Source organism: Flavipsychrobacter stenotrophus (assembly GCF_002954265.1).
GTDB lineage: Bacteria > Bacteroidota > Bacteroidia > Chitinophagales > Chitinophagaceae > Flavipsychrobacter > Flavipsychrobacter stenotrophus.
In genome coordinates this window covers 496,070-519,734 of the sequence record NZ_PPSL01000002.1, presented here as the reverse complement: position 1 = coordinate 519,734, position 23,665 = coordinate 496,070, and the positions used below count along the sequence as shown (strand labels likewise).

The following is a 23,665-nucleotide window of genomic DNA, read 5'->3' as shown; positions in this document are numbered from 1 at the left end:
ATTATTTATGGTTTTTAATTGACCATTTAAATTTTGACATGTGATACTGCCATTAGCAAAAAAATAATTAAGAAAAATCATGTGTTTTCGATATTCATGGTTATTTTCGCATCCTTAGATTGAATAGAATTAGTCGGGTGGAGCAAGTTTTAAAAGCAGATAATTTATCGGGTAAAATAGATATGACTAATTTAGCAAGTTTCATTGTTATCGATGACGATCCGCTAAATAACACTATTTGCAGGCTTACAATTAAGAAGGCGCTGGGTGTTACAGATGTGAAGACGTTTACTGATCCTCTCGAGGGTTTGGCTTATGTAAGTAACGAGTATCCGGCAACTATCAACGAGAGTTTGCCTACTTTTCTGTTTCTTGATATCAACATGCCCATCATGAATGGCTGGGAATTTCTGGAACAATACGATCTGTTAGCCGACAATATAAAAAAAACAATACGCTTGTACATCCTTTCATCATCTGTAGATGACAGGGATATAGAAAAGGCTAACGCAAATAAGAATATTGTTACCTACCTGGCCAAGCCAATAACTAAAGAAATAATCATCGACTTGGTAAAGCCATAAGTCTTTACTTTCACGTTATAAATTTTATCCCTCCTCACAACGTGTGGAGGGATAATTATTTTATATACTTTTGATCAGAATAAACTTAGGTCTGAATGAAGAGGATATTATTGTCTTTGCTGGTATTACTAACTATCGCACTTACAGCTACAGCGCAAAAGAACAAGGTTAAAATTGAAACAGATTACGGCACTATAGTGGTAATGCTGTACGATAATACCCCATTAAACACCAATAACATGGTGAAACTGGCTAAAGAGCATTATTATGATAGCACCATATTCCACAGGTGCATACCTAAGTTCGTCATTCAGGGTGGTGATTCTACTTCAAAACATGCTAAGCCCGGTCAGGTGCTGGGTGAGGGTGGCCTCGGTTACACCGTCCCTGCTGAGATCAATGACGCAAACTATCATAAACGTGGTGCCTTGGGTGTAGCCCGCGATCAGACGCCGGATAAGTCAGGCTCTGCATGCCAGTTCTACATTGTAGTCGGTAAGCCATTTACCGATGCCGAAATGGATAACCTCACTAAGCGTACAGGTCGTGTATACACTGCGGCTCAAAGAGAAGTATATAAGAAAGACGGTGGCACACCGCATCTTGATGGCAACTACACCGTGTTTGGCGAAGTGATAGAAGGCATGGACATAGTAGACAAAATAGCCAACGAAGCCCGCGATAAGAATGACCGCCCTAATAAAGACATTCGCATGCTAAAGGTCCGCATGATGAAGAAAAAGAAACGCTTCCTTTTCTTCTGATCCTAATTGATATTTGATTGACTGCATTAATACATAAGGTGGCAATTTAGCTACCTTATTTATTAAAAGTTCACTTGCTGCGCTTTACTTTATGCATTGTTTTGCGAATGAGGAACCCAAATGTTAGGCTTATATTTCTATTCTTTACTAATATCGCATCTGTGCTATTACTGATAGGATTAAGATTGGTAAACCCGGTATGATAGCCGGCTCTGAAAAATAATCCCTTCTTGAATTCAATACCCATATTTATACATCCCCCCGCCTCTAATCGTTTCAGGTCATTAGTCTTTTCAGAACCTATTCTTAGGTCTCTGTTATAGATCGTTTTTGGCACTGTTGTCGATGAGCCATTAATGTTGACACCAAAAGTAAGACCCCCACCTACAAAGAAATGATTGCGGTACTGTTTTCCTGTTTTGTAGATAAAGTTAACGGGGAGAACAAGGCTGTTTACATTCATAGTTAGTGGAACGGGATAATAAGAAGTGTTGTAGATATAGAACTTCGTGCCATTCTGCACGTAACTAAGCCCGGATTGTAGAAAGCAACGACGTCCTATTGCTCCGTCTATTATTACACCAATCCTTACGCCGCTTACATATTCTGAAGGACGTATATTGTCTCCGTATTTTTGAATGTAATTGGCCATATTCAATCCGCCTTCCACGCCAAGATTAGCCTGTCCTCGTGATGTGCTCGCCGCGGCAAGCGTCATTGCCGCAAGTATCATTTTTTTCATAGCGTTTATGTATGCTCGTTTATAAAAAGTTGAATTACCCTGCTTGCCAGTACTCATAATCAACTAAAGATCCATTTATACCTTCGCAAGGGTGGCTTTGTCCCCCACTATTTGTGCTCCTACAGGCATGCTGGCTTTTTGCGAGAACCATCTCTGCACATTTTATACTGTGAGCAATATATGTCATTCCGGCATAAGATTGCCCCGCGATCTGCCACTCCTCCTGCTTGTTCTGTTATAATTAAAGAAATAACCCAGGGTCATAGCCAGGTTGCTGCTGGTTGTCGTTATACCCAATGACTTGGGTTTCAAAACACCGCTTTGTGCAGTGGCTCTTATAAACAGTCCTCTTTTAAACTCGCAGCCTGCGTTTACACCTCCGCCCATATCGTAGTTGGTAATATAAAATGCGTCTGATTTAACGTTCATCCCCAGGTAAACTCCCGCGCCGGCAAACAGCCTGTTTTTGCCAGGCTGGCCAAACTTATAAAGGAAATTTAAAGGCACCTCTATGGTATGCACCCTGTAGGTAATGCTGCCTTGAGATATAAAATAGTTTGGCGCATTTACTGCCGTGCCGTTTCTCACATATAATACGCCGGGTTGTAGGTAGCATTTGTCGCCACCCAGCGCCAGGTCAGCTATTAGCCCTAGCCTCACACCAAATACAGAGGTGGCACTATAAGATTTCGTAGGTACTGAATAGTTAGAGAAATTCAATCCGGCCTCGGGCGCAACCTTTATTTGTCCTGAACCCACAAATGCTGTCGCCAGCAAAGAAGTGATAAGCAATAGTTTTTTCATAGCATTATTTGCCGCAAATGTAATAAAACCAATCAGTCGGCAAAGAATAACGAAATAAAAAGACTTTTATACCACAGGATAATTCAAAGTAATAAATAAGGCACGTCATTGTAAGGAGTTATTCGGGTTGCCCCGCAATCATCATCCAATGACAGCCCACCCACGCGATAGCGTGGACATTGGCGCTCCCTTCTCCTTTGGAGAAGGGCTGGGGTTGAGGCTCTGTCATTGCGAGCCCTTCGCGAAGCAATCTCACGTTTGGACGTATTTGTTTTCAGTCGCTATTTGAACTCTGTCATTGACATCCCGCCTGCCGGTAGGCAGGGGACGAAGCAATCTAGTAAGTGGGCGTAATCGTTTTGGATCAACTGGTTACCGACAACTGACTGCCGCTAACCTGGCTCACCTAAAAATCCGTACCCAACCCAAGGTAATACATAGATCCACCCTCGCTGTTCATCGCATAATCAAACCGCACAAAATAGCCGAATAACATGGTGCGTAAACCGGCACCATAGCCTATGCCTAGCTGGCTTTTGTTAGGAACTGTTACTGTCAGCAGCACATTGTTTACCGAGCCCGGCAATGCATATTGTGGGAAATTATAGGTGGTAGACAAATTATCGCCCGATGGCAGGAATCCTCGCCATGCCGAGCCCGCATCGGCAAACAATACCACCTGCAGATTTTTCAGTATCGCTGATTGCACAGGCCTCTTTACAAAAGTAGACACTATAGGCACACGCACCTCAGTACTCAGTACCGAAAAGTTATTACCCTTAAATGCGCCTTGCTTATAACCGCGAAGTGTAGTAGACAGTGCCACAAAGCCATAGTTGCCTGTGCTGCTGGCGCCATTATCTATCTTCGGACTTATCCAGTTATCTATACCGCCTAGTTGATACTGCACTTTGCTAGTGCCATCAGAGTGCGCATAGGCCAATCTTGTAGCCCATGTTATGGTCTTGTACAACTTCTGATAAGTACGGAAGTCAAGTCCGATATTGATCATGTTCTGTTTCTCGCCGCCAAACTCATTGAGGTATTCCGCATATAGCTTATAGCGCGTTCCTTTTCTTATATTCAATATCGGACTCAGTGTATTGTCAAATACATACTCCAGTCTGTTCATAGACCAGTCCTTATTCGTATTAGGTATCTCGTATACAAGGCTCAATGTATCCTGTGCCTTTTGTATTTTTCTGTCCTGGCGGTAGGCTGTAAAGAACCTAAGGCTCCTTAGCCTGTCAAATGGATAGGACAACTCCGCCTGCACCATGTTGGTAACGTTCTTAAACAATTGCTCCCTCACAAAACCATACTGTCCCGATGAGTCTGAGTAGATCACATAGGCATTTTGCTTAGACTGTGTCCGCAGAAACAACACCCCCCAATCTAGTCTGCGCTTGGTGTTTTTATACTGTAAGAAATATGCAGAGCTCGAAAGGTTGACAGGCAATTGAAAGCCCGCAGTTATCTTGTGGTTTTCCATTAGCTCCACCATATTGATCGTGGTCAGCAGGCTCAGGTCAGGATTCTGGTAAGTACCGCCATTAGCACTGTACGGCTGGTATTGAGAGAACAATGTGCTGTTGTCTACCCTTACATTAAATCCGTCCGGCTTAAAGCTCGCACGGTAGGGGGATGGCTTCATTTTCACATAAGCACTGTCATTGATAACAGCAAGGGTAGAACTATCTGCTTCAACAGTAGGTTTGCCATCTTCTACCTTTACCACGTCCACCTTCTTTTGCTTTTTCCTTCTCAGCCCACCGGTAATAGTGTCGGTAAATTCTGTCTGGAATGCATTGCCGCTTTTTACTTCAGGCAATGTGATTGGCTTGTCTACTGGCTTATTGCTGAAGTCAAACTTCACGTTAGATCCTTCTATGTTCGGGTTGTAATCAGGCTTTTCTACAGATAATATCGTTGGTGTAAGCACCTTAGGTTGTGCACTGTCTCCCGGCATTTCCAGCTTGTGGAAATACACCATGTACTTCTTCTTTTCTTGCACCACATCTGCTACACCGCCACTGGCCACATTATATTGGTGGCTGATGATGCTGGTGTTATAATTGGTTACAGGCAGGGCATATGCCGAATCCATATTGTTCTTTGTTCTGCCAAACATCACCACATACTTGTTCACAATGCCATTGCCATCATACAGGTAGGCAAAGTTCTCTATGCCGTATTGTATAGGCTGTGACACATGTCCTGTAGGGAAGTTGGAGATCTGCAGCAGTTCTTTTCTCTTGGTAGTGGTATTGTAAAAATACACGTGCATAGGTCCATTAGGCAGCTGGTTCACACCCACAGGTACATCCATGTTGGCAAGTGGCCTGTTAGACATGAATAGTATGCCCTTGCGCGATGCGCCATTCACAAACACAGGGTTGATGTCATCCCATGCATCATCTGTAATGTTGGTCATCTTCGATCCCTTTATCTTGAACTCATAAAGGTCGGTCTGGCTCTTTTTAATGGCCGACAATACCAGCTTATCATCATCTTCCATGAATGACATGCCTAGTACCCTGTCAAATCTGTTAGGGGGTATAACGTAGTTCTCTATCCTGCCTTTTATAGAGTTATATACCCGCAGGTAGGTCTTCCTTCCTTTCTTGTAGAGTATAGCCAGTTTGTTACCGGCTGCCGACCATGCCATTAGCGGATAGCTTGGGTCTACTGCTTCGGTAAGGTCCTTTTCGCCGCCTTCCAGCAGCACAGATTGTACCTGGTCGAAAGCGGTCTTCTGTGTGTATATCTTAAACTCACCATCGCGCCATGCGACAAAGGCTATCTCGCTTCCTCTAGGCGATACCATTATGTCGCGAATTATAGTATTGTCCTTAGGCACTTTTAGTGATATCAACCCATTAGAACTATCAGGCAACTCCTGCTGCTTAAAGTCCAGTGTGTAGGTGTTCTTATAGTAGGTCATGCAGGAATCATACGCCTTGGTGATCTTCAATCCCAGGTAGTCTTTATCCTTCATTGTCTTATTCAGACTGGTCTTTTGCTGCATTGCACCCAGCAATGCTTTCATCTTTTCATTGCCATAGTTATCTGCAATAAATTTCCAGAACGCCTTACCCGCCACTTCAGGGTATTCCTCCGATAGTTCAAAAAAGCCGGCTTTAGGCCTGGCGTCCAGCAGTCGCTTCCACTCGCTGTTAGCTTCGGGGTTCCAGCCATCTACCAGGTAGGCTATAAATCCTTGTGTTACCCACGGTGGCAGGTTCATCAGTAACTGTGTCTTGGCCATTTTCTTAAAGCTCTCGCCATAGATCATGCGCTCCATTACCACCTGTGCCATACCCGCTTGTATCTGGCGCTGCAGGTCTGTGTGCTTGCCCGTATGGTATACCACCAGCTTATCTCCCACAAGATTCCACGTACCCGATATTGTCATCTGGCTTATCTGCGATTCATCTTTAAGGCCTATATTGGTCTGGCGGTAATCGTCGTAAGAATTGTACAGTACTATATTGAAACGGTCGGGAAACTGACCGCCCATTTTCTTTTCTATTACCTTAATGTTGTTTTCCGCTTCTTCTGCTACATATCTGCCCAATTGCCTTCCGCTACGGTCGTAATGATATACCCTGAAGTGCTTGGTGTCAAAAAACTTCCAGTCAAACTTCCTGTCTTGTACACGATTTTGTCCAAACGTTTCTACATAAGACTGTGCACTGGTAGGGGAGCTAATAAGTAAACCCACACCAATAAGTGCAGGGATAAGGAGAGATATGATACTGGTTTTTTTCACCATGTTGTAGAAAAAGGGACTGCCATTAAACGTAACTTTGCACTATAAAATTGCCTGGGCGCATTGCCTGCGCAAGACTACTTTTGAATACAAATTACAAAAATTATACCGCACAGATATGTTAAATGTTGTTTTTTTTACGTTCAACCCCTTCGATGAGAATACCTACATTATTGCCAATGAGAAAAAGCAATGCTGGATAGTAGACCCCGGCATGTATGACGACACCGAAGTGGCAGCATTAAAAGACTACATCAGCAGCAAGCAATTGCAGCCGCAGGGCATCATTAATACCCATGCGCACATAGATCATATTCTCGGTGTGCAAACACTTATTGATGAATACAACATCCCATTTGGCATTCACAAAGATGAACAAATGATACTCGATCGCGCTGAGGCTACAGCAGCTATGTTTGGCTTTGAGTTTAAGAACCCGCCTAAACAAACACATTACATTTCAGAGCTCGAAACATTGAAGTTAGGTGATGATACACTGAAAGTATTCCTTACTCCCGGTCACTCACCCGGAAGCATATCGTTCTACTATGAGCCCGGTAGTTGGGTTATCTCAGGAGATGTGCTCTTCTCCGGCAGCATCGGCCGCACAGACCTTCCCGGTGGTAATTTCGATACCCTGGTCAGCAGCATCCGCACCCATCTCTTCACGCTCCCGTCAGAAACAAAAGTACTGTCTGGTCATGGCCCTGCCACAGAGATTGGTGAAGAGAAAAAGAATAATCCGTTTTTGAAGTAATGAAAATAGTAGGCTTTGTCGTCTCCATCACTCTATTGCTAACTTGCTTGCAAGCCTGCAGAGGCCCCATCATCGACGACCGAATAAGCGGAAAGTATAGGATGCTGGCAATTGATAATTATGAGCAGGCAGCATTGGAATATGAAGCAGATAACGGCGCTGGCACAGAAATAATTGCTGAAGGAGTATGTGCTGTAGGTTATAATGACAAGTACATTATTGCCAAACAACATCCCGTCGTTCAAAACAAAGTAGATCGTTCAGTGACCAACTATTTTATCGTTACCATACAACTTTCACCCGGTAAAGATGAACCATTCCTACCGGCAGCACCGCTATCATTAAAAGACTTTGAAACACAGAAGCATCGTTTGGGTATTGATGATCTCGCATTCACCAAGGTTTACTACACCATAGACTAGACCGCTTTTGGGGGTATCCTTACCTTGGTGTTAGTGCTGTTAAGCGATCAGGCTACAATTTCTGAACTTTCTTAACTACCATCGCTCCGTTTACGTGGACTACTGCTATATACAACCCCGTCGGTAACGCACTTATATCCATAGACGTTGTACCTGAAGATATAGCTTGCTTACCTACCAGCTGGCCTATTGTGTTGATGAGTTCCACTGTGCCATTGGTATTACTATTAGTCACTTGTACGGAAATGATATTATGCGCCGGGTTAGGAATTATAGTCACATCGTTCATTGCCGTCACATCAAATAACACCCACAGGTGAGAATAGTGTATCGGTATTCGTAGTATCTGCACAGCCCCATGAATTGGTGATGATACACCTGTATTGAGATCCGATAAAAGCTGATGTGACGCCGGTAATTGTCAGCGAATTAGAGGTAACTCCGGAATACGGAAGTGTCGCTGTAAGATTGGTAAAACCGCTACCGGTATTTTGCTGCCACCGGTATACCGGGTTCATAAAGTTGGTAGTGGTAGTGAAAGAACAGGTGCTACCCACTGCCGTATGTACAGATACCGGTTCTGATGTTATCCTGCCGCAGGTATCCCCGTAGTGTACGCTCTCACTATCTGTCAATACCCTGTCGTACAAAAGGATATCATCAATTACTCCTTTGAATGGATAAGGATAACCTGCTGCAACATCCATGGTACTCAATCCTATGCTAATACTATCGGTACTTGTGCCCATGGGAATACCGGGCACTGAAAGTGTAGTTGTATTCATTAATACACCATTTACAAACGTTTTATAAACGGTATCATTAAAGGTAGAAACTACATTATACCAGGTATTGCTTACAATAGCGGGAGTGTAGAATGGTGGCGCAATGTAGCTGCGAAATTCAGTCTGGGTCATAAAGCACTCTGTAGTAGAGTCGAAGCCGGTGCAATCTGAGTTGTCAAAAAAAGCTGCAAAATAGTTACCTACGCCGGTACCCATTTTACCCCTGGTCAATATAGTATTGAACTGACAGTTGCCGCTGTAGTAGCCCATTACCTTCACTCTGCTGCAAATAGTATATTTCTGTACGTTGAATGCCGGGGAAGCGGGTACGCCAATAAAACTGTTACTACCATTAAAGTAATATCCATGGCCGGCAACGCCGTCTGCACCCGGTGCCGCAACAATATTATTAGCATGGCCATTATGGCCACTGCCTGAAATATCATTGACAGTGCTATCCATATTTCAGTGGCCAAGTAAACCCGAAATACCTTGTGCTTGAGCATGTGCGGCTGATAGACACAGCAGCAATAGAGTGTAAAGTTTTTTCATAGTGTTTTTTTTCTAAAGGTAGGGTTTAGTGTATTGATTTGCAATTAATTGTAAATAATGTAATTTCTTCAATATATCGCAAAGGTTTAAATGATCTTATAGCTCATCTACCTCACCGTCTTCTTTTTATTCCTTTCATAATCCTCAAATACAAAACTACCCAATCCGTCAAGTGATGAATAAAAAGCCTTGCCGCCATTCACTTCTGTGAAATTGCGTACAAAGTCCTGCAGGTAAGGGTCTTGCGCTATCATAAAGGTGATAACGGGTATCTTCAGTTTCCTTAACTGCCCCGCCAGATTAAGTGTGCGGTTCAATATCTTGCTGTCTATCCCAAAACTGTTCTTGTAGTACTTGTTGCCTATCTTCAGACAGGTAGGCTTACCATCAGTGATCATGAAGATCTGCTTATTGGGGTTCTTTCTGCGGCGCAGCAGTTCCATTGCCAGCTCCAGGCCCGCTACCGTATTGGTGTGATACGGACCAACCTCCAGATAAGGCAGGTCTTTCATCTCTATCTGCCAGGCATCATTGCCAAACACTACTATGTCCAGTGTATCCTTGGGGTAACGGGTTGTGATCAGCTCACTCAGCGCCATGGCTACGCGCTTGGCGGGCGTTATTCTATCCTCTCCATACAGTATCATAGAGTGACTGATGTCTATCATCAACACCGTAGATGTCTGTGCCTTAAAATCGGTCTCATGTATCTCCAGATCGCTCTGGTGCATGGTCAGTTTATCTATACCATGGTTGATGAATGCATTGTTGAGACTACCTGTATAGTTGATACTCTCCGGTGCATCGCCAAACTCGTATGCTCTCGTTTCCGGATTAGGCTCATCACCCTGCCCGGTCTTAAACGTGCGGTGACTGCCACTCTTCGACTTCTTCAACTTCCCAAATATATCCTCCAATGATCGCTTGCGGATCACTTGTTCTGTCTTGGAAGTTATTTTGAAAGTGCCATTTTGCTCATTCTCTTTTATATAGCCATTCTCCTTCAGGTCGTCGATGAAATCACCGATACCATAATCTTTATTGGTCAGTCCATATTGCTTATCCAACTGGCTCAGCCAGCTCAATGCCTCACCAGCATCGCCATTGGTATATTGCAGCATCTCTGTAAATACACCCAACAACTTATCGAACGGCGTCTTATTAGCATCTTCGGGGGTAAACTTCGAGAACAAAAATCCTTCCATAATTATCAATTCAAAAGCACATATTATCCCGGCAATACACCGGAATTGATCACCACATAAAGTTAGGCTCTTGCATCACAGTAAGCGTATTATTGATTTCTATAGCGGTATTTTTCATGAACTATTTTGACACGTGACACGTTTCACTTACCTTTAAGTAATGATAATTAGTTTTAGTCATAAAGGCCTCAAACTATATTACGAGAAGGGTGATGCATCGAAGCTGCAACAAACTCATATTTCCAAGATCAGGTTGATTCTGACACGATTGGATGCGGCTTCAAGTGCAGAAGAAATGAACGTGCCTGGCTATAGTTTACACCAATTGAGTGGCAATCTCGCAGGATTTTGGTCGGTAAAAGTGAATGGCAATTATCGGATAATATTCCGGTTTTCAGGTGAGCATGCATGTGACGTTGATTATCTTGATTATCATTAAAATGAATTAATATGGCAATGTTTAGCCCCGCCCACCCCGGCGAATTAATAAGGGAAACGATTGAGGCTTTGCGGGAAGAAACCGGAAAACCATTTACTGTACAAGAAATAGCAGAAAATCTGGCTACAACACGAAAGACACTCTCTGCCATTATCAACTGTAAGCAAAGTATCACTCCTGAAATGGCGCTGAAGTTGGCTGCGGCATTCAGAAATACCACTGCTGAGTTTTGGCTAAAGGCACAGAATAATTATGACCTTGCTAATGCGCGCCTGAAAATTGACACAAAAGAGATTAAAGTGCTGTGGAAGGCCGCATAAGCCATCGCAGTTCAAACAACTACTCCCAATCCGGGTACTCGGCATTCCACTTTATCTTTTCGCCGGTTTTGCCCAGGCCCATTAGTTTGTTGAGGGCGAAGTTGATACCTATTTCGTTGTATGCACCCGCTATATGGTAGTAAGAGCGGCCGTAATGTACCTGGAACTTATTGAGGTTAAGCGCTACGCCAAATGCGAAACCCGCCGACCCGGTTTTTGTCTTAATGACCATTTCGCGGCGGCGGAGGTCATTGTAAGATACAGTGACCATCAGGCGCTTACCCAAGCTCAGCTCGGCACCAAAGATAAAGTGCCTGAACAGCTTTTCGCCAAATGAACCTTTTGACGAGGCGGTATCGTTCGATCCCAGTAATCCCGTCCCTACATTGTCGGATGGATTATTGTACTGCACATCCCACTCGTACAGATGGTGCAGGGTAGTGTAAACTCTTAATGGCAGGTGTTTAAATCTCTTGGAGATGCCCAGTTGCAGGTCAAAAGGCAGTGGCTCAGCAGGATTGTTGGGGTTGTACTTCTTTATAGTTCCGCCCATATTTTTAGCTACAATGCCAAAGTCTACAAGAGAGGCCGTGTCGTAATAATTGATACCTACATCCATCAATACCGCCGATGCTTTGGCGTCATATAGCGCAGAGCTGGCATATTTTACAGCCGCGCCATAGCGCCAGTGCTGCAGGTAACTGCGCGAGGCACCAAGAGTGATCGAATAGTCCACCGCATGGAAGTCGCCATAAACATTGCCAAGATCATCGGTATTGGAGAAAGCGCCATAGTTAAGGTACTGTACTCCACCGAAGAAGGAAGTCTGTGTCTTTGGTGCGTAATAGCCATACTGCAGATTCATCACCTTTATATCGCCATAGAAACTATTGTAGTTCAGGCCCAGCTGATTGTGCAGGCCCGGCCGCATCATAGCAGGGTTTTGCAACGCAAGAGAAATATCGTTTTCAGGATTGGCAACACTAATACCGCCTAATGCGGAAACGTGAGGGGAATTGGACAGATTAAGATATTCGAAAGAAGACTGGCCGCCAACCACCTGTGCGGTAGCCAGCCCGCAAGACAGTAAGCCGGCAAATAGTAATGCGTATTTCATTCCTCTCATGGTTCTAAAACGTGTCTTCATCCTGATTATTGCAATAAATGCAAAAATATTGGTCTTCACCTGATGACTAAATGAATACACCACATTGACAAAGCCCATGTGGTGTATTTATATTGATTTTTGTACTCGTCCGCGTTTGTAACGACCGAAATCACCTTACAGCGTATTTGCCTTTGTAATATCTTCTACTATTGGTGTACTTACGCCGGTAAATGAGAACCCACCATCATGGAATAGGTTCTGCATAGTAACCATGCGGGTGTAGTCGCTGAACAGGGATACGCAGTAGTCTGCACATTGTTCTGCACTTGCATTACCCAATGGAGACATTTTCTCAGCATAGTCCAGGAATACATCGAAACCGGCAACACCTGAACCTGCAGTAGTAACTGTTGGTGACTGAGAAACTGTATTTACCCTTACTTTCTTAGCAAAACCGTAATGGTAACCAAAGCTACGGGCAATGCTTTCCAGCATAGCCTTAGCATCAGCCATATCGTTATAACCCGGGAATGCGCGCTGAGCAGCAATGTAGGTCAATGCTACTACAGAACCCCACTCGTTCAGTGCATCCGCTTTCTTTGCAGATTGCAATACTCGGTGCAGGGAAAGAGCAGATATATCAAGCGTCTTTAAGAAATTTTCGTAGTTGGTCTCTGTGTAAGAGAAGTTTTTACGCACATTAGGCGACATGCCTATGGAGTGCAGCATGAAATCCAGCTTACCGCCATGTATTTCCATTGCTTTCTGCATCAGGTTATCCAGGTCGGCAGTAGAGGTGGCATCAGCAGGAATTACTTCTGCATTGCACAACTTAGCCAGTTCATTGATCTTGCCCATACGCAGGGCTATGGGCGCATTTGACAGTGTGATTTCAGCACCTTCAGCCACGCAGGCCAGGGCGGTTTTCCAAGCAATTGAGCGCTCGTCGAGTGCCCCGAATATGATACCTTTTTTTCCTTTCAGCAGTTGGTGAGCCATATAATTGTATTGTTTACGAGGTGTAAATATAGTAAAATAGGAGGAGAGGGGTAATTGTCCGCTAACTATTACCTCATTACCTGCACCTTACAAACCGGCAACAGCACATCTTTACTATCTGTTTTCAGGTAGTAGAGCCCTGCCGGCAGGTTTTGAACATCTATTACTGATAGTGTGCTGTTAAGTGTGCAGCTCATTACCTTCCTACCTAAGCCATCATAAAGTCCGGCCTGTATAGGGTGGCTGAATGAGTAGCCATTGATCGCTATGTTCAATTGCTCGCGGGCAGGGTTAGGAAATACTGACATGTTCGCGCCATTTGTATTGATGCCTGTAATGTCTGTGTGGTTGGCAAAAGCAGAATCTTCTACAGTGATCACATTCATATCATCAATATAGAATCCTGAATAGTTAACTGCGCCATCGCCTATCATAGAGAACCGTACGTTGATCAATCCGCCCAGGTAGTCGCTCAGGTTCAGTTCTTCCTGTACCCAATCCGGGTGCTGACCATCGTATATTGGTTCGTTTGATAGCTGGTTGTTAGTACCCGGTTTGGTGAACCTGCCACACAATGGCTGCCAGTTGGTGAAGCCCACCGGTGTTGCTTCAATGACCATGTAGTCGTAAGACGATTCTATTCCCCAGCGGCAATAGAAATACATAAATGCCTGCTGAGAATGGGTAAGGTCTAAGGTGTCGATAAGCTGTAGTTCTGCAGTTACGTTATCTGCATAATTACTGCAACCACTTGCGCTGCTACCAATAGATGCAGGTGCAGAGTAGTAAATGCTGCTGCATGTGTTCCAATCGCTGGCGCTCCAATCGGTTAGGGTGTTGGTATTAGGAATAGTATTGGTGTTGTATTTGCCGTAGTAAAACTGCACAGTATCATGTTGGTAGTACATGCCATTGTACAGTTTAAGTTCATACTTCAGCAACGTTCCATTGGGTGTTCCTGTGGCTATAGAGTAGGCCATAGAATCCTTGAACTTTTGCAGAATAGTTGGGTTGATGTATGTCTGCGGAGCACCGGTAATGGTGAGGCGGGTATCGAGAGACGTCATCGTTACGGTAAAAGTTGCGGTATCGGGATAGCCCAGTCTTTGCATATCATAATGGAAGAAGCCGGTATTAGCAGTAATGATCTTCTGGTCGTCGGTGTGGATCTCAGAGAACGGCAGCAGTAATGTAGCCGCAGCTATGTTGGTTCTCAGGTTATTCTGGCAATCAGGAATGATGTTGGCTATTGGTGTGTAGAAGCCGAAGTCCGACTTGCCTGTTTCGGGCGTCATAGCAAAGATCTTGTTCTTAGTGGTCTGCTCGCCATAGCCCCAGTCGTCGCTGTCGCCATTGGTCACATAGCCTACTGTCTGGTCGCCAGTGCCATAGCGGTAAGGAGTATGCTCGGTAAGATAACTGCCGATAGACACAAATTGAGAAGAATCTGGTGTAAGCAGTGAGCCTATATAACCCCATGGGTAGATAAGGTCATTACCATAAGTATGATAGTTAAGTGTTGTCTTGAAGTGGTGGTGTTCCGCAATGAATTTCATAGCCTGTGTCTCCGGCTCAGAAAAGGCGCCTGTGCCGCGATACGTGTCGCTCGATGATGTAGGGCTGGAGCCAACATTGTCATATCCCCACTGGAAGCCATAGTTACGGTTGAGGTCTACCCCAATAGTAGTACCTGCATTGTGTCTTCTGTTTTTACGCCACATGCCACCGCCGCCAGGGTTAGTAGATATATTGTAGAGCAATCCATCAGGATTTACGCACGGTACAAAGTAAAGTTCGGTATTATCAATAATGGCTTTTATCTGCGGGTCTGTATTGTAATGCTCCAGTAAGTACCACAGGTAGTAGATGGTAGAAGAGATAGTACCGGGTTCACGGGCATGGTGCAGCGCATCATACAGCATCTGTGGTTTAGCAGGCTGATCTACATTAGGATTGTTAGATACTCGTACCCAATAAATAGGGCGGCCTTCAATAGAATGAAATGTATCAATAGGTGCGCGTGCGCTGATAAGGGCGGGATAGAGCAACGCCATTGAATCGAGTATGCTCAACATTTCGGTATAGGTAAAGTAGCCACCATAAGTGCCCAAATGAAAATGGGCCGGTACGTCTAGCGTGGGGCCCATGTTGCAGTCGGTAGATGTAGTTGTCTTTTGCGCCTTCCCCGGTTTGTTCTGCTCCCGGTAGTGCTTAGACACATCTTTAATAATTATCTGCACCTTAAAGCCTGCCTTGCGGATAGCTTTTAGTTCACTGGCCGAATAGTCTGTAACAAAAAAGGTATTCTTCTTATACTCTCCGTGGTCAACAGCAACGCCCAGCGATGCCAGGTCGCGGATGGTATGATCTTTCGCATTCAGGTAGACCTTGGCGCGCGAGTACTTCTCCTGCTTTTGAGCAAAAGCAATGCTCACAGAAAATATAAACACCAGTAACAGACGTAATGCCTTCATAACAGTAAATTAAGTATTGTATAAATGTATGAAATGTTTGGGGGATTTGTTCGGAATGAGGATTTAGGGGATGCTCACCCTCCTCCCACCACCCGCGCCCCATTCCACAATTGCAAACCAAGTTATTCACAAATGTGCATTACTTTAAAGGTGTAACTTTGAAGAGAGTATTAATTTCGGTTGAGAAAAGTAAAGCAGAGCATGGATATTGAACAATTAATGCCGCACGTTGAGGCCCTCATCTTCGCAAGTGATAAGGCGCTGACACAAATAGAAATAACTGAAATGTTGGGACAGGCGCTCGAAACTCAGATTGAGACAGAGCGTATCTCTGCCTGCATATCAGGTATTATGGAAAAATATGAGGCTGATTATTATCCTTTCCACCTTATGGAAGTAGGCGGTGGCTACCAGTTCCTGACCAAAAAGCAATTTCACAAGACCGTTCTGAAGCTGAATGGCGAAAAGCACATCAAAAAGCTTTCTGCAGCAGCTATGGAAACACTGTCTATCATAGCATACAAGCAACCGATCACCAAGAGCGAAATAGAATATATCCGCGGAGTAAGTGCAGACTACAGCATTCAGAAACTACTGGAAAAAGAATTGATCGTAATAAGTGGCCGTAACGAAGACATGGTAGGTAAGCCATTGATCTACAATACCTCTAAAAACTTCATGGACTACCTCGGCATCAACTCCCCAAAACAATTACCTCAGCTGAAAGACATTACCGACATAGAAATAGTAATGCCTACAGCAGGTGCAGAAGCTTTACCTGAAGACACCCCACAGATTGGTGGCTACGGCGAACTGAAACAAGCATCCTAATCAGCCTTTTAGTGACCCATTATATTTTTAGCAAGTGCAGAACGAAAGTTCTGCACTTTTTTTGTGAATTAACTTAATTTAGCATTGCTATCACTCTGGGCCTAATGAAGATATTCGCATACATATATTATAGAATGTACCAATGGTATGAATCTCGAAATTACTTAGGTAAGAAAACGGCTTATTCGCCTGGCAACATGGCTTTCAAGTATATCTCCTTATTACAGATGGCTGTCGTTTTTCCGTCCCTGGCCTTTGTTAAAAAGTTGATTGCCATTTCGGGGCTTCTCTCAAACTATTACTTAGACAGTATTTTTAAGTTACCCATATTTTGGATAGCCGTTGCTGTTTTTCTCTTTATCTGGACTTATTTACGATATGGTAGAGCACATCCGGACTGGTATAATGAAGAATTTTCCCAATACAATGTACTGAACCGAAATGTGAGGATATGGATGCTTATCGTTTTGCCTGTGGTGATCCTGCTTTCCCATCTCACGGTTTACATTTTACTATTTGGTGGGGTCGTTTTAGGCAGAGATGTTGAAGGTGTCTTTTACTAATTGTTGTTATCTCTCGTCTGCGATTGTATCGCGGATGCCCTGGCAGGGCGTTTGTAACGCCCGAAATACACCATTCCCCATTTATTTTCCCGAATCTCGAAGAAACACGTCGGTACATCAAAAAACATATCCACAGAAGATCACCCCTCCCAAACCCTTGCCCACAGCACATTTCAGCCGAATGCGCCTTAATTTTTGTGGATATGTTTATTTTTCAAATCGAAATACCAGTATTAATTTGCACCCAATTCAGGAAAATCCCCTGTATGCTCTTTGACATATATACCTATCAACTAAAATTACCGCCACAATCGTTGGGGCTGAAGATCTTCGGCCCTGCAACAACTGAGCATCCAACATCAATCACAAACGAGCAAAAGCACTGCGGAAATTGGCGGAAAAACTGCGGAAAACTGCGGAAACTGGTGGTTTTCAAAAACCGTCAAAACCCTTAACCACAAATGCATACACAGGAAACGCACAAAAATAAACTGCCGAAAACGAGAAAAAACCACCACTGGCAGAAAAATACTTCTCGGTGCTGAGCAAAGTCTCTGACTTTGTTCGGCCGGTAGGGAATCTCCCGATTCCCGAATTTCAACCCACATCGGGCACGATCGGGCATGCTCCTCCACACAAAACACTAACTATGAATAACTTACAACTTCCCAATGCCCGATTATTTTTTCAATTTCATCGGGCATTCTCCAAAATCACTCCGCGTTCGCCGCTGTTGTGTCTTCTGACCAACAGCCATCGGACCGGCTCTCTTTGAGACACCGGTGCTGAGCGAAGTCTCTGACTTCGTTCGACCGGTAGGGAATCTCCCGATTCCCGAATTTCAACCCACATCGGGCACGATCGGGCATGACCATTTCACACAAAACACTAACTATGAATAACTTACAACTTTCCAATGCCCGATTATTTTTTCATTTTCATCGGGCATTCTCCAATAACACTCCCGCGTTCGCCGCTGTTGTGTCTTCTGACCAACAGCCAACGGACCGGCTCTCTTTGAGACACCGATGCTGAGCGAAGTCGCTGACTTCGTTCGACCGGTAGGGAATCTCCCGATTCCCGAATTTCAAAACACATCGGGCATGATCGGGCATAACCATTTCACACAATACGCTAACTATGAACAACTTACAACTTTCCAATGCCCGATTATTTTTTCATTTTCATCGGGCAATTTCATCGGGCATCATGTCTATCATTTAATCATGTAAATCATGGTTCAGACAACCCACATCGGGCACGATCGGGCATGACCATTTCACACAAAACACTAACTATGAATAACTTACAACTTACCAATGCCCGATTATTTCTTCATTTTCATCGGGCAATTTCATCGGGCATCATGTCTATCGTGCAATCATGTAAATCATGGTTCAGACAACTCTGTCGGGAATCTGCGAAATCTGTGCAATCATTTTAATCTGTGATTCAGACTACCCACATCGGGCACGATTGGGCATAACCATTTCACACAATACGCTAACTATGAATAACTTACAACTACCCAATGCCCGATTATTTTTTCATATTCATTGGGCATAGTACCAAATAAATCGACTTAGCGGATAACACCCACTTTTATTAACCCATACTTAACCCACCCCTAACAATGCATTTATATCAAATTAGTCTTTTTGTATAACCAAATACTTCGCCGAAGTTTAAGCATGGCAAAAAGAGATGTTGATATATTGGTGTTGTCAGACATACACCTGGGTACTTATGGTTGTCATGCAAAGGAACTGCTTCAGTATTTAAAGACCATCCGCCCCAAAGCCGTGGTGCTGAACGGAGATATAATAGATGTATGGCAGTTCAGCAAGCGATACTGGCCTACCACGCACATGATGGTGGTAAAACATCTGATAGGGCTCATAGCGAAAGAAGTCCCCGTATATTATATACCCGGAAATCATGATGAGATGCTGCGCCGCTTTAAGGGCTTTCAGCTCGGGTCGCTCAAGATCACCAACAAATTGTCATTAAAAGTGAATGATTCACGGGTGTGGATATTTCATGGAGACGTATTTGACGTGGTGATGCAACACAGTCGCTGGTTGGCCAAACTTGGCGCAGTAGGGTATGATACGCTTATTCTTATTAATAGCATGATCAACTGGGTATCTCAGAAGATGGGCAGAGGGAAGATCTCTTTATCTAAAAAGGTGAAGAACAGTGTAAAGGGAGCGGTGAAGTTCATTAATAAATTTGAGGACACCGTGTGCAGTATCGCGGCGGAAAATAAGTACGACTATGTGATATGTGGACATATTCACCACCCTGAGATGAAGAACGTGGTAACAGAGCATGGTTCAGTAATGTACCTTAATTCGGGCGACTGGATAGAAAACCTTACCGCATTAGAGTATACCGGTTCAGAGTGGACTATCTACAATTACTTCCAGGATCCTGTGGCACAGGAGGTAGATATTGATAAGAAAAAACAGACCAAAGAGTCGGCAAAGGCCATGATGGCCAGCCTGATGCTGGAGCTGAATATCAATAGCCATTCATCAAAAAATGAAGAAGGGTTAGATGCAGCATAACACTATAAATATTACTTTCACGCTGTGAAGATACTTTTTGCAATCCAGGGAACGGGCAATGGCCACCTGAGCCGCGCCAGAGATGTATATCCGATACTTGCGCAGTACGGCGATGTTGATGTCTTGATCAGTGGCATACAGGCCGACGTTGATTTCCCCTACCCGGTAAAATACAAATACTACGGACTGAGCTTTATATTCGGCAAGAGTGGCGGAATAGACCTTGGCGCAACCGCTAAGAAACTGAGAGTAGGGCAATTGCTGAAAGATATCCGCAATTTTCCGGCTGAAGAGTATGATATAGTTGTTAACGATTTTGAGCCTATTTCTGCATGGGCCTGTAAGCGCAAAAATCTGCCGTGCATTTCTCTCAGTCATCAGTTCGCTGTTTTACACCCCAATGCGCCACGCCCAGATCATCACGATCTTATAGGTGAAGCGATATTGAGTCGCTACGTGCCGGTAACAGCAGGGTATGGTTTTCATTTCAAGGCATTTGGTGAGAATATATTTACACCGGTCATCCGTAAAGAGATCCGCGAGTTGAAGCCGACCAACGAGGGGCATTACACAGTGTACCTGCCGGCTTATGATGATGAAACTTTGATAAAACACTTATCTCAATTCCCTGATGCTACCTGGGAGGTATTTTCTAAACACAATAAAGAACCAAAGACCATAGGCAATGTGCGCTTGATGAAGATAGACAACACAGCCTTTGTAAAAAGTATGGCCTCGGCCGCGGGCGTATTGTGCGGTGGTGGCTTTGAAGGTCCTGCTGAGGCTATGTACCTGGGCAAAAAGGTGTTGGTGATACCAATGGTAGGCCAATACGAGCAGCAATGCAATGCAGCAGGTGCCGAAGCCATGGGTGCAACAGTGATCAAAATGCTGGATGAGAAGAACTACGGCACCATTAGAAATTGGCTGGATAATGGTAAGCCAGTAGTGGTAGACTACCCTGATATTACAGCGGATATTGTGGCAAAGTTGATGAAGGCGCATGCACCTGTTAATGGCTTAATGGCAAAATAATTTGATTATTAATAGGTAGGCCGGAAAATGCCTGTTCTCGGTCTCTGAACGATCCCACCATAGGTCGGGAATAGTTTCTTTTTGAGATAATTAAGTAGCCACTGCGAATCATGATCCGATGACAAAATCTAAAAGAAGCGGGTCATTGCGAGCCCTTCGCGAAGCAATCTTACGTTTGGACGTATTCGTTTCGGGGGTGCCATTTGCATTCTGTCATTGGCAGCCTGCCTGCCGGTAGGCAGGGAACGAAGCAGTCTCGCATCGGGACGTATTCGTTTTGAAAACCACCTCGCTGGCGCGGTTTTAGTGAGGTGTTTTATGTTTTTCAATAATGCTATTTAATTTTTACATTTCACTTTCACGTCATTCGGTTTTAACTTTGGTCTATTAATTTTCAAAATCAATAAAATAAATTTAATTATGTCTCACACACTTCCCGCATTACCATATGCATTTGATGCACTGGAGCCACATATAGATGCTCAGACCATGCAGATACACCACGACAAGCACCACCAGGCTTATGTAGATAACCTGAACAAGGCACTTGCCGGTACTGATGGCGAAACCAAAACACTGGAAGAGCTGATGGCTGATATCTCTGCTTATCCTGCTGCAGTACGCAACAATGGCGGCGGTCATTATAACCACTCATTGTTCTGGGATATACTGGGCAACAACGGCAGCCAGCCAACAGGTGATCTTGCTGCTGCAATAGATGAGGCTTTTGGTTCATTGGATGCGCTGAAGGGAAAAATGAGTACAGCAGGTGCTACCCGTTTTGGTAGTGGCTGGGCTTGGTTGCTGGTAAACAGCAATGGCAAGCTGGAAGTTTCTTCTACACCTAACCAGGACAATCCGCTGATGGACGTTGCTGAAGTAAAGGGTACTCCAATATTGGGTATTGACGTATGGGAACATGCCTACTACCTGAAGTATCAGAACAAGCGTCCCGACTACCTGAAGGCTATCTTCAACGTAGTAAACTGGGATGCAGTTAACGCCCGCTACAAGGCAGCACTCTAATACTTATTATCATTCCTATTGTAATAGCCTCGCAGTAATGCGGGGCTATTATTATGAGGATCGGTTGATGAGCGGCAGATATGTCTCTGTTAGTGGATGGCCTGATCTAGTGGTGTTACAAAAGATCTACTGCTCATGCTCTTGAGTAAGATGTTCAATAGCGGGTTATAGACTTAAACTACCTTTTTGTTAAAACTCCCCCGCAAACATTATGTTATATGAGATAATGTGCATTAAGTATTACTTTTGAGCGCATTAATAATATTATCGCCCAATGGCATTGTTGAATAATAAAGAAAAAAGTACCGAAGACAGTAAAGGAAAAAAGAAGAAAAACAAGCCAGTCTGGAGAGAATGGCTGGATGCGGGTGTATTTGCCATAGTGGCGGCTACGCTTATCCGTACCCTGGTTTTTGAAGCCTATACCATACCTACAGGATCTATGGAAGGCAGTATGCTGGTGAACGATTACCTGTTTGTCAGCAAGCTGTCTTATGGTCCGCGTATACCTATGACGCCAGTAGCAGTGCCGCTGGTGCATAACTCATTGCCTATAACAGGTGGTGTATCTTACCTGAGCAGCATACAGTGGAAATACCGTCGCATACCGGGCTTTGGGAATATAGAGCGTAATGATGTTGTGGTATTTAACTATCCGGCCGGTGATACGGTGATGGTAGAGCGCCCGGCAGATGATTATTATTCTGCGTTAAGAGATTTTTTCAACAATGATCGTGAAGCACTCAAAGCAAGATTCAAGCTGCTGGTAAGGCCTGTAGATAAGAAGGAGAACTACATTAAGCGTTGTGTAGGTGTGCCGGGTGATAAGATTGAAGTAAAGGATGGTGTGCTGTTTGTAAATGATGCCCCAAGTGTGCGCTTTGCCCACCAGAAGTTGCAATACACTGTAGCCTCTAACGGCGGTGCTGCTACGACTGATTATATCAATGACCATGAGATAGAATCTGTGCCCGCTAGTTATGTTTCGGGAGAGAGCAATGTATTCTTCCTGGAAAATGTACAGGCCGATGAACTGACCAAACTAGGCGCCACAGTGAAGCCTTACGTATATCCTAAGGGCGTGGTAAATGAGCTGGGTGTGTTCCCTCATGACTCTACCAATTACAAGTTCAACCGCGATAATTTTGGTCCCATCATCATTCCTAAAGAAGGGGTAACAGTGCAGCTTAATCAACAGACCATAGCATTATATCGCCGTGTTATCCGCAACTATGAAGGTAATAAGCTGGAAGAAAAGGATGGCAAGATCTTCATCAATGATAAGGAAGCGACTACCTATACTTTTAAGATGGACTACTTCTGGATGATGGGTGATAACAGAGATAACTCATTAGATTCCCGCTACTGGGGCTATGTACCTATGGACCACATAGTAGGTAAGGCGTGGTTCGTATGGTTTAGCTATCATAAAGATGGTATCTCTAAGGGTATCCGCTGGAAGCGCTTGTTCCACAGTGTTCACTCATTGGAAAAGTAAGCAGGTAATGAAGCAATTGATTCTTATAACATTATCTGCATGCCTGCTTGCAGCCTGTAATAACAACGACAATGCCGGTGCCAATAAGCAGCCCGATGTGGTTGTGGTTGAGTCGGCAGGTAAGAAGCTGTTTATCAATAACTGTATGCAGTGTCATGGGCTAAAGACGGATTGCACAGGCCCGGCTTTGGCTGGTGTACTTGGCCGGTGGAAGAACGATACAACAAAACTGACCGCCTTTATTCATAACAGCCAGAAGGTGATAGCAGCAGATGGACCCGACTCCTACGCAGGCAAGTTGTTTGACAAGTGGTACAAGACATCTATGCCGTCATTTGGTGGCATTACAGACGATGAGATAAAGCAGATAGTTGGGTATGCGGATAAGGGAGTGGAATAATGGCTGAATTGCGCA

Annotated in this window: 22 protein-coding genes; 13 read left to right on the top strand and 9 right to left on the bottom strand. The window is 44.2% G+C overall.

What is annotated here, in order from left to right:
* The first annotated feature begins 182 nt into the window (after positions 1-182).
* Both CJD36_RS07360 and CJD36_RS07355 read left to right on the top strand, forming a co-directional pair.
* Entirely contained in the window at positions 183-584 is a 402-nt protein-coding gene (locus tag CJD36_RS07360; protein ID WP_105038485.1) for a response regulator, read from the top strand.
* Between the two features lie 95 nt (positions 585-679).
* Positions 680-1,348: a peptidylprolyl isomerase gene (locus CJD36_RS07355; RefSeq protein WP_105038484.1), complete on the top strand. Its 669-nt coding sequence runs from the start codon at positions 680-682 to the stop codon at positions 1,346-1,348.
* 70 nt (positions 1,349-1,418) lie between these two features.
* Here the strand turns inward: CJD36_RS07355 and CJD36_RS07350 are convergent, their stop codons facing one another.
* The 3 genes from CJD36_RS07350 to CJD36_RS07340 all read right to left on the bottom strand — a co-directional run bounded on the left by CJD36_RS07350 (position 1,419) and on the right by CJD36_RS07340 (position 6,669).
* Positions 1,419-2,090: a porin family protein gene (locus tag CJD36_RS07350; RefSeq protein ID WP_161499244.1), complete on the bottom strand. Its 672-nt coding sequence runs from the start codon at positions 2,088-2,090 to the stop codon at positions 1,419-1,421.
* A 183-nt stretch (positions 2,091-2,273) separates the two neighbouring features.
* A complete protein-coding gene (locus CJD36_RS07345) occupies positions 2,274-2,894 on the bottom strand; it encodes a porin family protein (RefSeq protein ID WP_105038482.1) in 621 nt (206 codons plus the stop codon).
* A gap of 406 nt (positions 2,895-3,300) precedes the next feature.
* Positions 3,301-6,669, bottom strand: a complete 3,369-nt coding sequence (locus CJD36_RS07340) for a BamA/TamA family outer membrane protein (protein ID WP_105038481.1) — start codon at positions 6,667-6,669, stop codon at positions 3,301-3,303.
* Between the two features lie 115 nt (positions 6,670-6,784).
* On the opposite strand from CJD36_RS07340, the gene CJD36_RS07335 reads away from it, so the two are divergent.
* Positions 6,785-7,423, top strand: a complete 639-nt coding sequence (locus tag CJD36_RS07335; protein WP_105038480.1) for an MBL fold metallo-hydrolase — start codon at positions 6,785-6,787, stop codon at positions 7,421-7,423.
* Positions 7,423-7,845 carry a hypothetical protein gene (locus CJD36_RS07330; protein WP_133162542.1) on the top strand — a complete coding sequence of 141 codons (423 nt, stop codon included), beginning with the start codon at positions 7,423-7,425 and terminating at the stop codon, positions 7,843-7,845. Before CJD36_RS07335 ends, CJD36_RS07330 begins: the two co-directional genes overlap by 1 nt.
* Before the next feature lie 52 nt (positions 7,846-7,897).
* On the opposite strand, the gene CJD36_RS07325 is transcribed toward CJD36_RS07330, so the two are convergent.
* The 3 genes from CJD36_RS07325 to CJD36_RS07315 form a co-directional block, all read right to left on the bottom strand.
* Positions 7,898-8,197, bottom strand: a complete 300-nt coding sequence (locus CJD36_RS07325) for a T9SS type A sorting domain-containing protein (RefSeq protein ID WP_133162541.1) — start codon at positions 8,195-8,197, stop codon at positions 7,898-7,900.
* Positions 8,145-9,092, bottom strand: coding sequence for a LamG-like jellyroll fold domain-containing protein (locus CJD36_RS07320; RefSeq protein ID WP_105038477.1), 948 nt, complete (start codon positions 9,090-9,092; stop codon positions 8,145-8,147). Before CJD36_RS07320 ends, CJD36_RS07325 begins: the two co-directional genes overlap by 53 nt.
* A gap of 197 nt (positions 9,093-9,289) precedes the next feature.
* Entirely contained in the window at positions 9,290-10,387 is a 1,098-nt protein-coding gene (locus CJD36_RS07315) for a vWA domain-containing protein (RefSeq protein WP_105038476.1), read from the bottom strand.
* Between the two features lie 160 nt (positions 10,388-10,547).
* On the opposite strand from CJD36_RS07315, the gene CJD36_RS07310 reads away from it, so the two are divergent.
* Together CJD36_RS07310 and CJD36_RS07305 are read left to right on the top strand one after the other, a co-directional pair.
* On the top strand, positions 10,548-10,826 hold the full coding sequence (locus tag CJD36_RS07310) for a type II toxin-antitoxin system RelE/ParE family toxin (RefSeq protein WP_105038475.1): 279 nt from the start codon (positions 10,548-10,550) through the stop codon (positions 10,824-10,826).
* 11 nt (positions 10,827-10,837) lie between these two features.
* The gene (locus tag CJD36_RS07305; RefSeq protein WP_105038474.1) at positions 10,838-11,146 is read left to right on the top strand and encodes a HigA family addiction module antitoxin; all 309 of its coding nucleotides are present in this window, start codon (positions 10,838-10,840) and stop codon (positions 11,144-11,146) included.
* Positions 11,147-11,165: 19 nt separating this feature from the next.
* Here the strand turns inward: CJD36_RS07305 and porQ are convergent, their stop codons facing one another.
* The 3 genes from porQ to CJD36_RS07290 form a co-directional block, all read right to left on the bottom strand.
* A complete protein-coding gene (gene porQ / locus CJD36_RS07300; protein WP_133162540.1) occupies positions 11,166-12,371 on the bottom strand; it encodes a type IX secretion system protein PorQ in 1,206 nt (401 codons plus the stop codon).
* 57 nt (positions 12,372-12,428) lie between these two features.
* A complete protein-coding gene (locus tag CJD36_RS07295) occupies positions 12,429-13,253 on the bottom strand; it encodes an enoyl-ACP reductase FabI (RefSeq protein ID WP_105038472.1) in 825 nt (274 codons plus the stop codon).
* Between the two features lie 68 nt (positions 13,254-13,321).
* A complete protein-coding gene (locus tag CJD36_RS07290; RefSeq protein WP_105038471.1) occupies positions 13,322-15,727 on the bottom strand; it encodes a M14 family zinc carboxypeptidase in 2,406 nt (801 codons plus the stop codon).
* Between the two features lie 201 nt (positions 15,728-15,928).
* On the opposite strand from CJD36_RS07290, the gene scpB reads away from it, so the two are divergent.
* The 7 genes from scpB to CJD36_RS07250 all read left to right on the top strand — a co-directional run bounded on the left by scpB (position 15,929) and on the right by CJD36_RS07250 (position 23,650).
* Positions 15,929-16,558, top strand: coding sequence for an SMC-Scp complex subunit ScpB (scpB, locus tag CJD36_RS07285; RefSeq protein WP_105039041.1), 630 nt, complete (start codon positions 15,929-15,931; stop codon positions 16,556-16,558).
* Between the two features lie 104 nt (positions 16,559-16,662).
* Complete coding sequence (locus CJD36_RS07280; RefSeq protein WP_105038470.1) at positions 16,663-17,121, top strand: hypothetical protein; 459 nt, start codon at positions 16,663-16,665, stop codon at positions 17,119-17,121.
* Positions 17,122-18,812: 1,691 nt separating this feature from the next.
* Entirely contained in the window at positions 18,813-19,691 is an 879-nt protein-coding gene (locus CJD36_RS07270; RefSeq protein ID WP_105038468.1) for a UDP-2,3-diacylglucosamine diphosphatase, read from the top strand.
* 24 nt (positions 19,692-19,715) lie between these two features.
* Entirely contained in the window at positions 19,716-20,726 is a 1,011-nt protein-coding gene (locus CJD36_RS07265) for a glycosyltransferase family protein (protein ID WP_105038467.1), read from the top strand.
* Positions 20,727-21,146: 420 nt separating this feature from the next.
* Positions 21,147-21,752 carry a superoxide dismutase gene (locus tag CJD36_RS07260; protein WP_105038466.1) on the top strand — a complete coding sequence of 202 codons (606 nt, stop codon included), beginning with the start codon at positions 21,147-21,149 and terminating at the stop codon, positions 21,750-21,752.
* Between the two features lie 274 nt (positions 21,753-22,026).
* A complete protein-coding gene (gene lepB / locus CJD36_RS07255; protein ID WP_105038465.1) occupies positions 22,027-23,250 on the top strand; it encodes a signal peptidase I in 1,224 nt (407 codons plus the stop codon).
* Between the two features lie 7 nt (positions 23,251-23,257).
* Positions 23,258-23,650: a c-type cytochrome gene (locus CJD36_RS07250; protein WP_161499243.1), complete on the top strand. Its 393-nt coding sequence runs from the start codon at positions 23,258-23,260 to the stop codon at positions 23,648-23,650.
* Positions 23,651-23,665 lie beyond the last annotated feature (15 nt).